Source organism: Paraburkholderia sp. JPY465, assembly GCF_050436725.1.
Lineage (GTDB): Bacteria > Pseudomonadota > Gammaproteobacteria > Burkholderiales > Burkholderiaceae > Paraburkholderia > Paraburkholderia youngii.
On sequence record NZ_JBNDMT010000003.1, the window covers coordinates 1,718,998 to 1,735,355 of the forward strand.

The following is a 16,358-nucleotide window of genomic DNA, read 5'->3' on the forward strand; positions in this document are numbered from 1 at the left end:
GGCTCCCGTCGCCTCGTACCGCGAAGGCTCACGAAACGTCGGCGATTCCGGCCGGCTGCGCAACGTAAGGCCGGTCGCGAAAACGCACAACATCATCCGCGTGCACGGCGATCACGCCAGGAAAGCCGATCATGTTCCACCCCGCCTTGTTCACGTTGCCGCCGTAGATCGGATCCGCGAACAATCCTTCCACTACCAGTTGATAAAGCAGCCTGAAATACTCGTGCGAAGGTGGTCCCGATTCGACGGCGAGCTGGCCCGATTCGAGTTCGCGCAGCACCTGCTCCTTCTGATCGGCGTCGAGAGCGGAAAACGGCTTGCCGAACTGTCCGTCGAGATGGCGCGCCAGCGCGGCGGAACCGGCGCGAAACAGCTCGGCCGGCGTCAACGGCAACTGGTAGCCCTGGCTCGGCACGCCAGGCGCCCACGGCCCCGCGAGATAAAGGCGGCTCCCGCGCCCCCACTCGCCGCCGAGCGCACGGTCGAAATACGTGTTGATACCCACGCCGGTTCCGCTCGGCGACAGCGCATCGGCCGGCACCATGTGATCGACCAGCGCTTCGACGAAATCCGCTTCAGCCGGCTGAAGAAACAGGTAGCCCTGCACTTCCGCCACGGTCGCGCGTCTCGCGCCGGGCTCCCCGCCGCCGGCGGACGAAGCCGCCGCCACTTCCTCGCTGCGCAATGCCGGCAACGTGACGGCACCGGCAACGGTCGCCTGCATGAACCGGCGCCTGCTGGATGAAACGGCGCTCATGCGCTCTCTCCTGTTAGCCGGGCGGCGTGCGCCCGTGATCGTTTCGCGCCGACGGCGCACCGACGGCGCCGCCGCGTTCAGTCGAGCAGATCCGGCTGCTCGGCGACGATGCTCGTATAAAGCGGCTGGAAATTCAGCCAGCCGTTATAGGGCTGCTGCCGCGCGGCCATCGCTTCCGCGCGTTCGTGCGGGATCGCCTGGGGCGCGACGTTCATCGAAAGAATTCGCACCTGCTCGCGGCAAACCTTTTCCAGCGAGATGAACAGATAGGCGGCTTCGTCGACGCTCTGCCCGACGGTCAGGATGCCGTGATTCTTCATGATCAGCGCCTTGTTGCCGGCCAATGCGTCGCCGAGAAGACGCCCTTCGCCGTTCGCATGGCTGTCGTATATCGCGTGGCGTCGATAGAACACGGCCGCTTCGTTGGACACCGGCACGATTTCCGCGGCAACGGACGACCACACTTTGCCGAACTGCGAATGCGTGTGCACGGCCGATACGACGTCGGGCTGCGAAGCGAGGATCGCGGCATGCAGCGGAATGCCGCCGGGATGCAGGTAGCCGCTTCCGTCCAGCCGCTCGCCGCGATAGTTCGTCCGGATAAGACTGCTCGCGGTGATCCGGTCGAAGCTGACGGCGAACGGATTGATCCAGAATTCGTCGACCTTCTCGGGGTCGCGCGCCGAGATGTGGCCCATCACGCCCTCGTCGAAGCCGTACTTCGCGAACAGGCGAAATGCCGCCGCGAGCCGCTGCTTCCGGTACTGACGCTCGTCGTCCCAGGTGTCGAACACCGGTTTCGCCGGTCTGTCGAACGCCGCGGTTTCTGCGAAGGTGATCGTTTCGTGAGTCATCGTGAGTCTCTCCATCCGTTATCCGTCCGCATGCGTTGCCCGCAGCGCGCTTCACGCCGGCGTGCGGGCGGCCGTGGCCGCAAGATCCGAAAGCAGCTGCTCGCCGAACGGCCAGTCGCCGAGCCGCGACGCCGAGCCGAGGTGGCCGTACGCGCCCGCCACGACGAACTTCGATCCCCACGCGTCGGCGAACGCGCCGGCGCGGGGCAGCGTGACGCGCGGATCGTCGGTACTGGCGACGACGATCGACGGGAACGGCAACGGTGACGTCGGCAGCGGTGCAAAGCCCGTGGTGCCGGGCGGATAGGTATCGGACTCGACGTCGCTCGGCGCGACCAGCAGCGCGCCCGCCACCGGCCCCGCATGGCGCGCGGCCCAATGCACGACGAGGCTGACCGACAACGAGTGGGCGACCAGCAGCGCAGGGCGTGGATCGTCCCGAATGGCGGCGTCGAGGCGCGCCACCCAGTCTTCGCGGCGGGGGTTGTCCCACTCGCGCTGGATCACGCGCCGATAGGCCGGATGTTTGTTCTCCCAGTGCGTCTGCCAGTGATCGGCGCCCGAGTCGCCGCGACCCGGCAGAATCAATACTCTGAATTCGTGTTCGTTTTTCATTGCCTCGCCTAAGCTTGATGATCCGAAAAAAACACCCGCGATTCGCCGGTCCGATCCGGCTGTCCGGCAACGCAGTCGTCGGAGAATTCGTTCAGGATTGCCCGTTCGATCAGCGAAAAATCGGCTGCCGCACGCCGGCGCGGCCTCGGAAGCGCAACGTCGACGATCCGCTTCACCCGTCCCGGCCTCGCATCCATCACCACGACGCGATCGCCGAGAAACACCGCCTCTTCGACGTCGTGCGTGACGAGCAGCATCGTCACGCGCTGGCTCGACCAGATGTCCTCCAGCGTCCGCTGCATATGCGCGCGAGTCATCGCGTCGAGCGCGCCGAACGGCTCGTCCAGCAACAGCACGGCGGGGCGATTCACCAGCGCGCGGGCAATCGCGACCCGTTGCGACATGCCGCCGGACAGCTGATGCGGATAGGCGTCCTCGAAACCTTCGAGGCGCACGAGCCGGATATGGTCCGCGACGATCTCCGCCTTTTCCTTGTCGCCGAGTCCCGAATTCAGAAGACCGATGGCCACGTTGCGGCGCACGGTGAGCCACGGCAGCAGACGCGGCTCCTGGAACACGATGCCGCGCTCGAGCGCCGTGCCCCGAACCTTCTTGCCCCTTAGCCTGATTTCACCGGTGTAGTCGTCGTCGAGACCGACCACGAGCCGCAGCAGCGTCGACTTCCCGCATCCGCTCGCCCCGACGATGCTGATGAATTCGCCTTCCGCGACGGATAACGTCAAGTCCTGCAGCACGGGAAGATCCCCCACCGCGGAACGGTAATGCTTGCTGGCCCGGTCGATTTCGAGCATGGGTATGCGATTCATCCTGTGTTCCGGCAAAACGGCTCCTTGAATTGGCATCTGCGCCGCCCATCAGGCGTCCTTTCCCGAAGAACGCTGAACCTTCAGTTCGAGGCGGCTCGCAACGTAGTGCAGCAGCGCGCCGACGCCGCCGACGATCGCCACGCCCAGCAGCACCTGGTCCATCAGGAAGTTCTCGCGTCCGTCGGTCAGCAGGTTTCCGATTCCGGCACCCGACGTCATCAGATATTCCGCGCCCAGCGTGGCGATCCACGAACTGACCAGCGCCACGTAGATGCCCGTGAAGACGGAAGGCAACGCGGACGGCAGCACGATCCTGAAAAATAGCTGCCCCGCGGAAAAGCGGAATACCCGCGCAAGCTCGGTGTATTGCTTGGGCACGTGAGCGACGCCTTGCATCGTGTTCAACGCCACCGGAAAGAACGCGGACAGCGAAATAAAGACGATCTTGCCGAGCTCGCCGAGGCCGAACCACACGATCAGCAGCGGAATCCACGCGAACAGCGAGACCTGCCTGACCGCGTCGAGCGTCGGCGCGAACAGATGCCGGACCGTGGCCGACAACGCGAGCAGCACGCCCGCCACGACGCCCGCCGCGGCGCCGACGACGAGCCCGGCCACGTCGCGGCAGATGCTGGCGCCGAGCGCCGTGAGCAACTCCCCGGACAGCAGCATGTGCCAGCCCGTCTCCAGCACCCGGCCGGGCGGAACGAAAAGCCGGGACGCCGCGCCGCCCGACGCGCTGAACCACCACCACGTCGCGAGCAGCGCCAACGGCAGCAGCGCGCCCCGGCGGAATCTGCGCATACGGTCACTTCGTCGCGTCGCCATTCGCACTCATCTCTTTCTGTGTTTCGACATCACCGTCTCGACTGCCCGCAGCGCGCGATCGAGAAGCAGCCCGATCACGCCGACCACGCCTATCGCCGCGGCGACCTGATCCAGCTGGAACAGTTGCTGCCCGCTGATCATCATGTAGCCGAGCCCTTCCGACGAAGCGAGAAATTCCACCACGACGAGCAGCAGCCACGACTGCGTGAGCGCGTACCGGACGCCCGCCCAGATTTGTGGAAAGGCCGCCGGCACCACGATGCGCCAAAGCGACTGCCACGCGCTGAAGCGATAGACGCGGCCGAGTTCGAGGTAATGACCCGGCACGTCGCGGATCCCGCGATACGTGTTCAACGTGACGGGCACGAACGCCGCCTTGGCGATCAGCAGGATCTTCAGCGTTTCTCCGATGCCGACGAAAAGCACGAGCAGCGGCAGCCAGCCGAGCAACGGGATGTAGGCCACCACGCGGAACGTCGGGTACAGATAGTCCTTCACCGTTTCCGACAGCGCCATCGACACGCCGAGCAGCAGTCCGACGAACACGCCGAGCGACGCGCCGCCGGCCACGCGCAGGAGACTGATCGTCAGGTTGCGCTGCAGCTCGCCGCTCGACCAGTCGTCCACCAGCACCTGGCCGACCTGCGACGGCGGCGGCAGAACCTGCGCGGAAATCCATCCATGCCGGCATCCGTACCACCAAAGCACGCCGAGCAGGAGTGGCACCGGCCACGCCAGCAACGACGGGCCGAGCTTCGTCCACTGGCCCGCGTGCAAGCGGTCCGCCGCCGCGAACGCCGCCGATCGTCGGAACGGCGACAGGCGTCGGGCCATCGGCCCGCCGGCGTCGCCGGACCGATCAGTCATGACGTCCGACTGCACCTTCAGGCACCCCGCGTTCGTCGTCCGCAATCCGCTCCAGCCCCTCGCGCCTCGTTCGCAGCGGCAAGCCGAGATTGCCGCGCAGCGTCGTATGTTCGTATTCGCGGCGAAACAGTCCGCGCTCCTGCAGAATCGGAATCACCTGGCTCGTGAAATCGCGCAGCCGCCGATGCGGGCCGCCGATGATGAAGCCGTCCACCGCGCCCTCGACGAAAAATTTTTCGATCTTGTCGGCAATCGCGACCGCGGTTCCGACGAAGTCGTCATTGGTGCTGGCGGCGCGCAGCGCGAGCTGCCGCAGCGTGAGCCCGTTTTCGCGGGAGAGCCGCAGATAGGTTTCCGCCGTGCTCTTGAAACTGTTGTGTCCGATATCGCCGAGATCGGGCAGCGGTTCGTCGAGCGGAAAACGGGAAAAATCGAAAAAGCTGAAGTACCTGCCGAGGTATTTGAGCGCGAACTGCACGTCGATGAAGCGGTTGTCCTGCTGATGGAAAAGGCGCGCCTCTTCGTCCGTCTGGCCGACGACCGGCGAAATGGACGGAAAGATCAGCAGCTCGTCCGGGTTGCGGCCGTACGAAGCCGCCCGGTGTTTGAGGTCGGCGTAGTACGCTTTGCCGCGCGCCAGGTCGCCCGACGTTTCGAAGTCGGAGAACACGGCGTCCGCATCCCTTGCCGCCAGATCCCGGCCAGTTTCGGAAGCGCCCGCCTGGAAGATGACCGGATGCCCCTGCGGCGAGCGCTCGATGTTCAGCGGCCCCTGAACCGAAAAGAACGCTCCTTTATGGTCGAGCGTGTGCATCTTGTCCCAGTCGACATATCGCCCGGTTTGCCGGTCTCTCGGGAACGCGTCGTCGTCCCACGAATGCCACAGTCCGCGCACGACGTCGATGTATTCGCGCGCAATGCGATATCGCAGGTCGTGGTCGTACAGCTTGTCGTGCCCATGATTGCGCGCCAGCCCTTCGAGCGCCGACGTGACCGCGTTCCAGCCGGCGCGGCCCGCGCTGATCCGGTCCAGCGACGCCAGCTGGCGCGCGGTGGTAAAAGGCTCGCTGTACGACGTGGTGAACGTCCCCACCAGACCGAGACGCGAAGTCCGGGCGGCAATGGCCGATAGCGCGCTCAGCGGTTCGAGGCGCGTGAGAAACGGCTCGGTGGATTCCCTCGATATGTACGCCGAATCCGCAATGAAGCCGAAATCGAATTTCCCGTCCTCGCCGATTTTCGCGGATTCGATATAGGCGTCGATATTCGATGCGCCATCGGGCCGAATGCCCGGTTCCCGCCAATACCCTCCGCCTCCCTGCAGAAAAATGCCGAGCCGCAACTGGGTCCTCGTTCTGTTTGCCATACCATCCCTCTCCATCCTTCGGTCAAATCCGGCCCGTCGACGGCTACCGGCCGTGCTTCCGGCAAGTAACCCGATCCCATCCCGATGCGGTCCATCCGGCAGGCTTCTTTAGTAAAAAAAGATATCCTAACTATATTCCCACGACTACCGCTTCCAAGCCTCGTTATTCGCAACCCAAGACAAACAATTCAATCCGGAATGAATATCTATTTGAAGATTCCACACTTCCCGATCTGGCAGGTTGCTGGGAAACTGGGTGCCCGGTTTCTCCCGATCCCCGGACGTCTGTCAGGCGTTTCCTGAATGATAGATGGGGTTGCGGCTCAGCACGCAGGGCCAGTCAGTCAATTTGTTTTGAGAACATGTCACGCCCCTTCTTTTTACCCCCCGGCCGCCGGTCCCCCGTTCCGGCTCATCCGGTTGCCGCGCACCTCAGAAAGCCGCCGCCGAATAGCGTGGTCGAATACCACGTACACGAGTGGGGACAACTGACGTATCCGTCGCAAGGCAGCATCCGCGTGACGACAGTCGACGCAACATGGATCGTGCCGACGTTCCGCGCCATCTGGATACCGGCCGGCATCGCACACGAGCTGACAATGCTCGGTTCGGTCGAATACCACGCGCTGTTCGTCGACGGCACGCTGCACATCGGCGCGACGCCGCGATGCAGCGTTCTCGACGTCTCCCCGCTGATGAGGGAGATCATTCAGGCGCTGTCTGAAAGCTACAGCCCGGACTCGCGTCGGCAGCAGATGATGATGGATTTGCTGGTCGAAGAAATCAGCAGCGCGGAAAAGCGCTCCGTCGCGCTGCCGATGCCCTCCGAACGCCGGCTTCGGGCGCTCTGCGATGCGCTGCTGGAGGACGTCGGCTCGACGCACAGTCTCGCCGACTGGGCGAGGAAGATCGGGGCGAGCGAACGCACGCTCGCGCGGCTGTTTCAGACCGAACTAAATACGACCTTCAGCGCGTGGCGGCAGCAGGCCCGGCTCTCCCACGCCGTCGACATGATCAGTCGCGGAACGCCCATGCTGACCGTCGCGACCGAGCTCGGCTATTCCGACACGGCCGCATTTTCGACCATGTTCAAGCGCGCCTTCGGCTCCACGCCGAGCCAGTTCAAGGCGACCCGCGCGCTGCCCGGCCATCAGGTGTAGCCGGTCGCATCGCCGTCGCGCGGGTTGGGATTCGTGCTGTCATTTGCTGCCTGCCGTCGGCGAATATCGACTCCAAACTCCCTTTGGAGACGCTGGACACGCATCAATCAGCGAAACTGACCGCGGTCCTATCAATGGGCAGCAAGAGCAAACATGCCATTAAGTCGATCTGGAGCGGTGACTTTAGCGATCTGGCCTTCCCCCGTTCTCCCGGACACATCAGCTAAGCTGACGTAATCTGGAGAGGATGGAATGAGCAGAACAAGAAGGCACTTCACCGACGAATTCAAACGCGAAGCGGTCCGGCTATGCAACGAGCCAGGAGCTGTCGTAACCCAGATAGCGCGCGACCTCGGTATCGGCGAGAACTGTTGCGTCGCTGGGTCAGACTGGCGCGCGGTGCGCTTGAAATGGATACCAGCAAGCCGCTGCGAGCGGAGGCGCTTTCCGAAGTGCAGCGCTTGCAGTGCGAGTTGAGGCGGGTCACGATGGAGCGCGACATTCTAAAAACATCCCCAAGGGCCCGCCCCTCCCCGAAGAGCAGAAACTCTGGCCGGAGTACTACACTAAGCGCCGTTGAAGGGAGCGGCCGTTCGCTTTTTGGTGATTCATCCCGTTAAAAAACGTGGTCTAGGGACCGATGCGGACTCAGCATTGGTGACGCCGCAAGGCGATCCCGTTCAGGAAGGTGATCAAACCCGCAGTCCCGCCCTTCGACCTGACCATTCTGATGGCGGAGGGCGAATATGCTGGCAACGAAGTCCCGACGCGCGAGTAGCGCCGCGCAAATTTCCGTAGTTCACCCGCACGCAGCAGCGATCGACATCGGCGCGCAGTTTCACGTGGTCGCGGTTGGCCCCGAACGCGATGCCGAACCCGTGCGTTCGTTCCGCAGTTTCACAAAAGAGCTTCACGAGCTTGCCGACTGGCTCAAGCAGGTCGGGATTCGCACGGTCGCGATGGAGTCGACGGGTGTCTACTGGATTGTGCGACGTGAAAGTCGCCAGATTCGTTGTTTCATCGCTGAAGTTGGCGGTAGGAAACCGGGCGTTCCGTCGCCCGTAGTCTATCGGTGCATGCGTTGCTGGTAACGGCAAGGTGTGAAGCCACCGAGACAATGGAGCCCCGGCGCAAGCTACGCTGAAGTCGGTGAGACGGATGCCCGGCAATTCAGGGGCCACGGCGGCTCACGGTATTGCGCCGAATCATCTGCAACAATTGATACATCACAGTGACCAGGGCAGCCAATACACCAGCGAGGACTTCCAGTCGCTACTCCGGCAGGAAGGCATTACCTGTAGCATGAGTCGTCGTGGTGATTGCTGGGACACTCAGTCCAAAATACGCCTCGAACGTCGGACCGATCTGACCCGTGCTGGGATTGGCCGAGCTGCCTTGGCGTTGACCTGTCGATCGGGCTCCGTCGTTCCCCGAGCGTTGCCGGGCCCAGCGTTTGTGACCTGATAGGAGCTTTGTCCTGCACCGTGAGTGTCCTGTCCAGCGAATGGGGTTGGCGATGCGCCCACTTCGACGGAAACACGCATGGAACAACACGAAGTCATTCTTGGCGTCGACACGCATCTCGATACGCATGTCGGTGCAGTAATCAGCGAAACGGGGAAGCTCCTCGGAACCCTGTCGGTGACTGCCGAAACGGCGGGATATCTCAAGCTGCTGACCTGGGCAAATTCTCTTGGTCATCTGCGCCGCGCTGGCGTTGAAGGAACCGGCACCTATGGCGCAGGCCTTGCCCGTGTGTTGCGCGATCACGAGATCGAAGTGCTGGAGGTCAATCGTCCTGATCGGGCTGCGCGTCGATCGCGCGGAAAGTCCGATCCGACCGATGCGGAAAACGCTGCGCGAGCGGTCCTCGCCGAAAAAGCAACGGCGATTCCCAAAGAGCAATCTGGAGCGGCCGAAGCGATGCGAACTGTTTCCGTTGCTCGTCGTAGCGCCGTCAAGGCCAAGACGCAGGCGATCAATCAGTTGCGGGCCTTGCTGGTGAGCGCGCCGCAGGACATCCGCGAGCGTCTTCTGAAGACAAAGACTGCCGAATGCGTTGCTAGCTGCGCACGGCTGCGCTCGTTGGGTGATACGCCTATGTTGCAGACTCTGGCAACCACGTTGCGCTTGCTGGCAAAGCGCTACCTCGCGCTCGCGGAAGAGCTCAAGACGCTCGACGCGATGCTCGAACGCCTGACCCTCAAGCATGCCAGACGGCTTCGAGAACGATTCGGCGTTGGGCCTCAAACGGCGGCTGTGCTTGTTGCCGTTGCAGGCGACAATCCGGAACGCTTGAAAAGCGATGCTGCACTCGCCGCGCTTTGTGGCACGAGCCCATTGCAAGCATCCTCTGGCAAAACGGTCCGGCATCGCCTGAACCGCGGAGGCGACCGTGCTGCAAACAACGCCCTGTGGACCATCGCCATGGTGCGCATGCGCAGTGATCCGAGAACCCGGGCGTACGTCGAGCGACGAACCAAGGAAGGCATGTCGAACAAGGAAATTCACCGCTGCCTGAAGCGCTATATCGTCAGGGAGTTGTACCCGCTCATTCTGGCCGACTTGGCCGATTCGGCCCGCGCTTCTTGACATAGGAGCGTCACTCAGTCCCAATACGCCTTGAACGTCGGACCGATTTGACCCGTGCTGGGATTGGTCGAGTTGCCTTGGCGTTGACCTGTCGATCGGACTCCGGCGTTCCCCGAGCGTTGCCGAGACCAGCGTTTGTGACCTGATAGGAGCTTTGTCCTACACCGTGAGTGTCTTGTCCAGCGAGTGGGGTTGGCGATGCATCCACCACGACGGAAACACGCATGGAACAATACGAAGTCCTCCTGGGCGTCGACGCGCATCTCGATACGCATGTCGGGGCCGTAGTCAGCGAAACTGGAAAGCTCCTCGGAACCCTCTCGGTGGCGGCCGAAACGGCGGGATATCTCAAGCTGCTGACCTGGGCGAATTCTCTCGGGCATCTGCGCCGGGCTGGCGTTGAAGGAACCGGCACCTACGGCGCAGGCCTTTCCCGCGTGTTGCGCGATCACGAGATCCAGGTGCTTGAGGTCAACCGTCCTGATCGGGCTGCGCGTCGATCGCGTGGAAAGTTCGATCCGACCGATGCGGAAAACGCCGCGCGTGCTGTCCTCGCCGGAAAGGCAACAGCGATTCCCAAAGAGCAGTCTGGGGCGGCCGAAGCGATGCGAGCTGTGTCGGTTGCTCGCCGCAGCGCCGTAAAAGCAAAGACGCAGGCGATCAATCAGTTGCGGGCCTTGCTGGTAAGCGCCCCACAGAACATCCGCGAACGTCTTCTGAAGACCAAGACCGCCGAATGCGTTGCCAACTGCGCACGACTGCTCTCGTTGGGTAGCACGCCGATGTTGCAGACTCCGGCATCATCCGCGAGCACGACAAGAATCCGAAGCCGATCAAGCGGAAGTATGAGGATCTTTCACTTCGGATCCGCCCGATACCAAATCAATGACGCAGGCGACTAGTTGTACTGCATGAATCAAAACCGGTGCCGAATCCCCGCTACGGTTAGAAGCTGACTGTTTGCTCCGGAGTTGATGACCAGATCCCCCACGGCTGCCCTTGCGTCGACAACTGTGCCTGTCGCGTCTAAAGTCTTGCCATAGGCGTGCTGATACCCCACCGCCGCATACAGATCCGTTTGCTTCGACAGCAAGTAATCGAACCCCAGGTTCACTTGATGGTAATGCGCCGAAGTCGGCCCCGTCAGTGATGTGTAGTTATAGCCCAAGGCAGCGCTCGCACCAGGCGCAAAATGATATTCGTAGAACGCCGCACCATTATTGAATCTGGCTGTTCCCTTGAAACGGGAAAGGCCATCGCCCACATATTGAGTATTCGAATAGGCAATACCTATTCTCGACGCACCAACAGTGTAATCACCGGCGACCCGGGCAATCTGGATCGACTTCGCTGTGGCGAAGCCCTGCGTGACCGGCGTGCTAAAGAAACCGGGAAGGCTGTCTGAACTGCCTGTCCACGTGCGATACCCGCCCGACGTTGTGTTTCCGCCATTCGCATTAAAATATGCAGCGCCAAGCCTCAGCGGACCATGCTTGTAGTCTAGGCTGAAGGCATATGTTTCTCCATTCCCAAGTGATCCGGCAACACCGCCAAAACCATAAAGGGCCTCGAAGCGCAGCCCGGCAACAACCGGGCTCACATACTTAACCGAATTACTGACTCTCAGCCCCCCGGCATCGTAATTATCGAGATTTCCCGGCGGTGAGAAAGCAGCGTAATACCCGTTCTCCGTCAACTCAGATATGGCATTAACCGTCGGGTCATATTGCCTGCCGATCGTTACGGTACCCCACCGCGTATCCGAAAGGCCCACGAGAGATTGCCGCCCAAACAAGCGCCCGCCTTGCCTGGAAGCCCCACTGCCGAGATCGAAACCGCTTTCGATTGTGAAAATGGCCGCCAGTCCTCCACCCAGATCTTCGCGTCCTCTCATGCCCCAGCGCACACTCGACACCGCGCCGCTGATCTGCTTGAATAAAGTCGATTGATTTCGTCCGCTCGCATCGACTGCGTTATGCGAATAGGCCAGACCTGCATCCAGAATACCGTAAAGCGTCACACTGTTTTGAGCGTGAGCCACGTTCGACATTCCGGCAGAAAGAACCAAAAAAATCGGAAGATACCCGGCAAGCCGTCTTCCCAAGAGTTTATTCATGATATTTCCATTTATTGTCAGCACTGGAACAATTTTGATCCAGGTCAAATTCTATGGAATGACGCAACAATCACGAACGAATAAATGGGAAATTGATAACAATCAGCCTAACGAAGTATTTTGAAATTCATTCTGACTTTAAGATTTTCTTAAACCATTCATCAGCAAGCCCGAAGAACGCCACATGCGCTGTGTCTCCGCTCTTCATGCCGGAGTCGATGCAAGCCGTATCCCGCGAGCCCCCCTCAAAGCAGCCACTACGCGAACAAGGAGCAGCAACAACGCTGCCACCATGAAAACGCAACTGATCGGATGTTCGAAGAAAACCCAGAAACTTCCGTGCGAGATCAAAAGCGATCTACGGAAATTTTCCTCGACAAGGGGTCCCAGCACGAAACCCAGAAGGATCGGGGCCATCGGAAATTCGAGGTACAGCAGCACTGCTCCGATCAGCCCGAATGCCAACACCTCCCACACCTGGAACAGATCGTTCTGCGTGCTGTAGACACCCACCACGATGAAGAACATCGCCGACGGCAACAGATATCGGTACGGCACGCGCAGCAGTCTGACCCATACCCCGATGAGCGGGATATTGAACAGCATCAGGATCACATTCCCGACCCAGAAGCTAGCGACAAGTCCCCAGAAGATATCGGGATGGTTCACAATCAGTTGCGGTCCCGGCTGGATCCCCTGGATCGTCAATGCGCCAAGCAGAAGCGCCATGACAGCGTCACCGGGAATGCCGAGGCTCATGGTCGGGATGAAATCAACCTGCGTTTTCGAATGGGCGGCAGCCTCGGGCGCCGCCACCCCTTCGATCATCCCGGTTCCGAACTTTTCCGGTGTTCGGGAAATGCGGCGTTCTATCGCGTAGGCGAAGAATGTCGTAATGGTCGACCCGGTACCCGGCATGGCACCGAACAGTATGCCAACGCCCGTGCCGCGAAGCATCGGCGCCACGGCACGCTTCAGGATCGCCTTGCCCGGCAGCATGTCACGTACCGAAATCCGCGGGCTCGGCAGCGACTGGTCCCGTCCGCGGCCAGAGTGCAGCAGGAAGTCGGCTACGCCGAACAGTCCCATTGCAATCGCGACCAGTTCGAGTCCGTCGCTGAGTTCGGCAAAACCCAGGTTGAATCGCAGTACGCCGCTGTTGACGTCGGTTCCCACTGTTCCGCACAGCAAGCCGAACAGCGTCATCGCCACTCCCTTGAGGGGTGAACTGGGAGACAGCGTAGAGCCGGCGACGAGGCCCAGGAACATGATCGAAAAAATCTCCGCCGCCCCAAAGTCCAGTGCGATCCGGACCAGCCAGTGAGACGCAAAGACCATGATCAGGATTCCGGCTGAGGCGGAAAAGAACGAACTGAACATGGTCAGGCCAAGCGCCGTCCCTGCCCTGCCGCTGCGTGCCATCGGATAGCCATCGAGGCACGTCACCGCGTGTGGAGGATGCGACGGCAAATTCAGCAATATTGCCCCGATGGCCCCGCCGTACTGCGACCCGTAGAAGATGCCTGCCATCATCAGGATCGCCGGCACCGGTTGCATTGCATAGGTCAGCGGCATCAGGATCGAGATGGTGGTCAACGCACCCATGCCTGGCAGCACGCCAATCACGTTGCCGATCAGCACGCCGAGAAAGGACCAGAGAAGATTGTTCTGCTGGAACGCGACACCAAAGCCATAGGTCAGGTCATGCAGGGCAGTCAGCATGGCGTCGCTCTCAGAAGGGAAACTGGAACAGGGGCATCGGCAATTGCAGCGCCCAATGAAACAACAGTACCGAAACGACCGTCAACGCCGACGCCAACGCCAATGCCTCCAGGACGCCGTTATCCCGACGCCCCATCGCGCAGATGAACACAATGGCAAAGGTCGCCGGGACAAGCCCGAGATACCGCGCGAATAGCTGGAACACGACGATCCCGAGAATAATGCTGGCGATTCCGCGGAATTCCAGCTTCACCCGCTCGAGACCAACCTCGCCGCGATCGGCACCTGCGGATGGCTCCTTCGCGCGCCTGCAGGCCGAAAGAACCAGCAGCAATCCTGTCCCCGTTAGCAGAATCCCGAGGACCGTCGGGAAAAATCCCGCCTCCATGCTTGCCACCGTTCCAATCCGATACGACGAACCGCCCCAGGCTGCGCCCAGGCCGATCAGGGTCATCAGAACGCCCCCGCACAAATCTCGTCTCGCAGGATGACTCATGCTCATAGCCTCACCGCGACGGGTTGACTCCGGCCGCGAGAGGCGCGACCAGAGACTGCCAGCGATTCCGTTCGTCACTCAGGAGTTTCGGGAATGCATCTATCTCGCGCGGCGAGAATCCGGAAGCGCCGAGACTGGAGAAAGTCGTACGCGGTGCGGTCTGTGCCAGTGCGTCGTTGGTCGCCTGAACCAGACGTCGTCGGACCGGGTCCGGCAGCTTCGCCGGAGCAAACAGGCCAAACCACGTCGTCACCTCCTGATCGGCAAAGCCCTCCTCCCGTACGGTCGGCACCGTGGGCAGGAGTGGGGAACGCGTCGGCGACGTTGCCGCCAGCGCAATCAGGTTGCCGCGCTGGATATACGGTAACGCGGTCGGCAACGAAATCAGGCTGAACGTCACTTCGCCGGAGAGTATCGCCACCGTCAGCGGGCCGCCGCCCCGATATGGAACATGAAGTAACGGCTTGCCGATGTCCCGGCTGAATGCCTCGACAAGCAGGTGCGGAGGCGTCCCGATCCCGGGACTGCCATAGCTCACCGGCTGGGCAGTTGCCTTGATTCGTTGCACGAGCCCTTTCAGATCATGGCAGTCGCAGCGTGGATTCGCGACCCAGACGTAAGGGACGGAGACTATCGGTGCAACAGCGGTCAGGCTCCGGTCGGGATCGTTATACGCGGTCGGCTGCAGCAGATGATTGGTGTAGAGCCACCCTCCGCCCAGAAGAAGCGTATAGCCGTCGGGGACCGCCGTCGCGGTACTCTCCACACCGACATTGCCGGCGCCGCCGGAGCGGGTTGTCACGATCACAGATTGACCAAGCGCCTTACTGAACGAACTGCTAAACGTATGTGCAATGGTGTCCGAAATCCCGCCGTTAAAGGCGGTGACAAGGCGAATTGAATGCTGCGGAAAATCGTCTGATGCGGCATTGACGGCAACAGGCACATATATCAGCAACGATACGACGGCGGAAACAAGCTTTATTAATCTCATGAGGGTTTAATTGATTCTGGTCTCAATAATCCGATGCCCCACCGGGGAACCGGACACGTTCTGCAAACGAACGCATGAAGAACAGCGGGAAGATGCGCCCGTACCGGGGACACTCAAGGCGCTCTGGCTATGCCCAGATCACGCACCACCTTCTGCCAGCGCAGCGACTCCCGCTCCGTGAGCGCCCGAAGTTCGTCCGGGGACTGTTCCGGCATAGGCTCCGCGCCGATAGACTTGACCCATGCAAGCCCCTGCGGCGAACCGTAGACGGAGGCCATTGTCCTGTTCAGTTTTTCCACGACGGCAGGTGGTAAATTCCTCGGTCCAAAAAGTGCAAACCACGTGCTCGTCTCGAAGCCCTGAAAACCGGCCTCGGCGATCGTGGGAACATCCGGTAACGCCGATACCCGATGCGACGCAGTAACCGCCAGGGCGACGAGCTGACCCGACTGAATCTGCGGCAATGCGCTGATGAGCGAGAACACGCCGAAATCGACCTCCCCACTGAGAACGCCGACGAGCTCGCCTCCGCCCCCCTTATAGGCGACCGGCAACAGCTTGATACCGGCAGCCTTGCCCAGGGACACGCCATAAAGATGGGCCGCGGTACCGATCCCCGGAATCCCGATCGACAGACCTCCACCACCCGCAGCCTGTTTGCCCTTGTTCACCAGATCCTTGAACGTATGGATCCCATGAGAACGCGCCGTCACTATCACATAGGGCACTTCGAGAATGGGTGCAATCGGCGTCATGTTCAGGTTCGGATCGCTCCAGCCAGCCGGATTTAGGGCCCAGTTGGTTGTCAGCCATTGACCGCCGACGAGCAGCGTATAGCCATCCGGTTTTGCAGATGCCACCTCGCGCAAGCCGATATTGCCGTTCGCGCCAGGCAGCGAATTGATCACGATACGCTGTCCGAGTGCAGGCCCGACTTTCTGTGCGATACTCTGCGCCGCGAGCGATGAAAGACCTCCGCTGAACGCGGCTACCAGCCAGACCGGATGCTGCGGATAATCATCCTGCGCATGAGCGCCTGAGAATGGGCATAGCGCCCAGAACATAAGCCAGCGGGCTGCCCCTCTTCTGGTGAAATTTTTCATCTCGGTTCATTTACGTTGACTGACCCAAACTCCATCACCGTCCATTGCGGCACCGGTGAAG

15 protein-coding genes and 3 pseudogenes are annotated in these 16,358 nt (G+C 61.3%); 6 read left to right on the plus strand and 12 right to left on the minus strand.

Annotation, left to right across the window (positions count from 1 at the left end):
* Positions 1-28: 28 nt before the first annotated feature.
* From QFZ94_RS22590 to QFZ94_RS22620, 7 genes are all read right to left on the minus strand, one after another.
* A complete protein-coding gene (locus QFZ94_RS22590; RefSeq protein WP_429459611.1) occupies positions 29-757 on the minus strand; it encodes a gluconate 2-dehydrogenase subunit 3 family protein in 729 nt (242 codons plus the stop codon).
* Between the two features lie 77 nt (positions 758-834).
* Entirely contained in the window at positions 835-1,611 is a 777-nt protein-coding gene (locus tag QFZ94_RS22595; RefSeq protein ID WP_429459613.1) for a class II aldolase/adducin family protein, read from the minus strand.
* A 51-nt stretch (positions 1,612-1,662) separates the two neighbouring features.
* Positions 1,663-2,226, minus strand: a complete 564-nt coding sequence (locus QFZ94_RS22600) for an RBBP9/YdeN family alpha/beta hydrolase (protein WP_429459615.1) — start codon at positions 2,224-2,226, stop codon at positions 1,663-1,665.
* An 8-nt stretch (positions 2,227-2,234) separates the two neighbouring features.
* The gene (locus QFZ94_RS22605) at positions 2,235-3,053 is read right to left on the minus strand and encodes an ABC transporter ATP-binding protein (protein WP_429459617.1); all 819 of its coding nucleotides are present in this window, start codon (positions 3,051-3,053) and stop codon (positions 2,235-2,237) included.
* Between the two features lie 48 nt (positions 3,054-3,101).
* On the minus strand, positions 3,102-3,857 hold the full coding sequence (locus QFZ94_RS22610; RefSeq protein WP_429459619.1) for an ABC transporter permease: 756 nt from the start codon (positions 3,855-3,857) through the stop codon (positions 3,102-3,104).
* 30 nt (positions 3,858-3,887) lie between these two features.
* On the minus strand, positions 3,888-4,748 hold the full coding sequence (locus QFZ94_RS22615) for an ABC transporter permease (RefSeq protein ID WP_429459621.1): 861 nt from the start codon (positions 4,746-4,748) through the stop codon (positions 3,888-3,890).
* A complete protein-coding gene (locus QFZ94_RS22620; RefSeq protein ID WP_429459623.1) occupies positions 4,741-6,114 on the minus strand; it encodes an LLM class flavin-dependent oxidoreductase in 1,374 nt (457 codons plus the stop codon). The genes QFZ94_RS22615 and QFZ94_RS22620 overlap by 8 nt, the downstream gene beginning before the upstream one ends.
* Before the next feature lie 599 nt (positions 6,115-6,713).
* Here QFZ94_RS22620 and QFZ94_RS22625 point away from each other — a divergent pair.
* From QFZ94_RS22625 to QFZ94_RS22650, 6 genes and pseudogenes are all read left to right on the plus strand, one after another.
* Complete coding sequence (locus QFZ94_RS22625) at positions 6,714-7,274, plus strand: AraC family transcriptional regulator (protein WP_429459625.1); 561 nt, start codon at positions 6,714-6,716, stop codon at positions 7,272-7,274.
* Positions 7,275-7,526: 252 nt separating this feature from the next.
* Positions 7,527-7,795: pseudogene (locus QFZ94_RS22630) on the plus strand (transposase); the annotation flags it as partial.
* 225 nt (positions 7,796-8,020) lie between these two features.
* A complete protein-coding gene (locus QFZ94_RS22635) occupies positions 8,021-8,365 on the plus strand; it encodes a hypothetical protein (RefSeq protein WP_429459627.1) in 345 nt (114 codons plus the stop codon).
* A 127-nt stretch (positions 8,366-8,492) separates the two neighbouring features.
* Positions 8,493-8,603, plus strand: a pseudogene (locus QFZ94_RS22640) (DDE-type integrase/transposase/recombinase); the annotation flags it as partial.
* Positions 8,604-8,816: 213 nt separating this feature from the next.
* The gene (locus QFZ94_RS22645; protein WP_368587999.1) at positions 8,817-9,866 is read left to right on the plus strand and encodes an IS110 family transposase; all 1,050 of its coding nucleotides are present in this window, start codon (positions 8,817-8,819) and stop codon (positions 9,864-9,866) included.
* A gap of 224 nt (positions 9,867-10,090) precedes the next feature.
* Positions 10,091-10,660: pseudogene (locus QFZ94_RS22650) on the plus strand (IS110 family transposase); the annotation flags it as partial.
* A gap of 122 nt (positions 10,661-10,782) precedes the next feature.
* Here the strand turns inward: QFZ94_RS22650 and QFZ94_RS22655 are convergent.
* The 5 genes from QFZ94_RS22655 to QFZ94_RS22675 all read right to left on the minus strand — a co-directional run bounded on the left by QFZ94_RS22655 (position 10,783) and on the right by QFZ94_RS22675 (position 16,297).
* Complete coding sequence (locus QFZ94_RS22655; RefSeq protein WP_429461888.1) at positions 10,783-11,916, minus strand: porin; 1,134 nt, start codon at positions 11,914-11,916, stop codon at positions 10,783-10,785.
* A 270-nt stretch (positions 11,917-12,186) separates the two neighbouring features.
* Positions 12,187-13,704: a tripartite tricarboxylate transporter permease gene (locus tag QFZ94_RS22660; RefSeq protein WP_429459629.1), complete on the minus strand. Its 1,518-nt coding sequence runs from the start codon at positions 13,702-13,704 to the stop codon at positions 12,187-12,189.
* A gap of 10 nt (positions 13,705-13,714) precedes the next feature.
* Positions 13,715-14,158, minus strand: a complete 444-nt coding sequence (locus QFZ94_RS22665) for a tripartite tricarboxylate transporter TctB family protein (RefSeq protein WP_429459631.1) — start codon at positions 14,156-14,158, stop codon at positions 13,715-13,717.
* 52 nt (positions 14,159-14,210) lie between these two features.
* Entirely contained in the window at positions 14,211-15,194 is a 984-nt protein-coding gene (locus QFZ94_RS22670; protein WP_429459633.1) for a Bug family tripartite tricarboxylate transporter substrate binding protein, read from the minus strand.
* 113 nt (positions 15,195-15,307) lie between these two features.
* Complete coding sequence (locus tag QFZ94_RS22675; RefSeq protein WP_429459635.1) at positions 15,308-16,297, minus strand: Bug family tripartite tricarboxylate transporter substrate binding protein; 990 nt, start codon at positions 16,295-16,297, stop codon at positions 15,308-15,310.
* Positions 16,298-16,358: the final 61 nt, after the last annotated feature.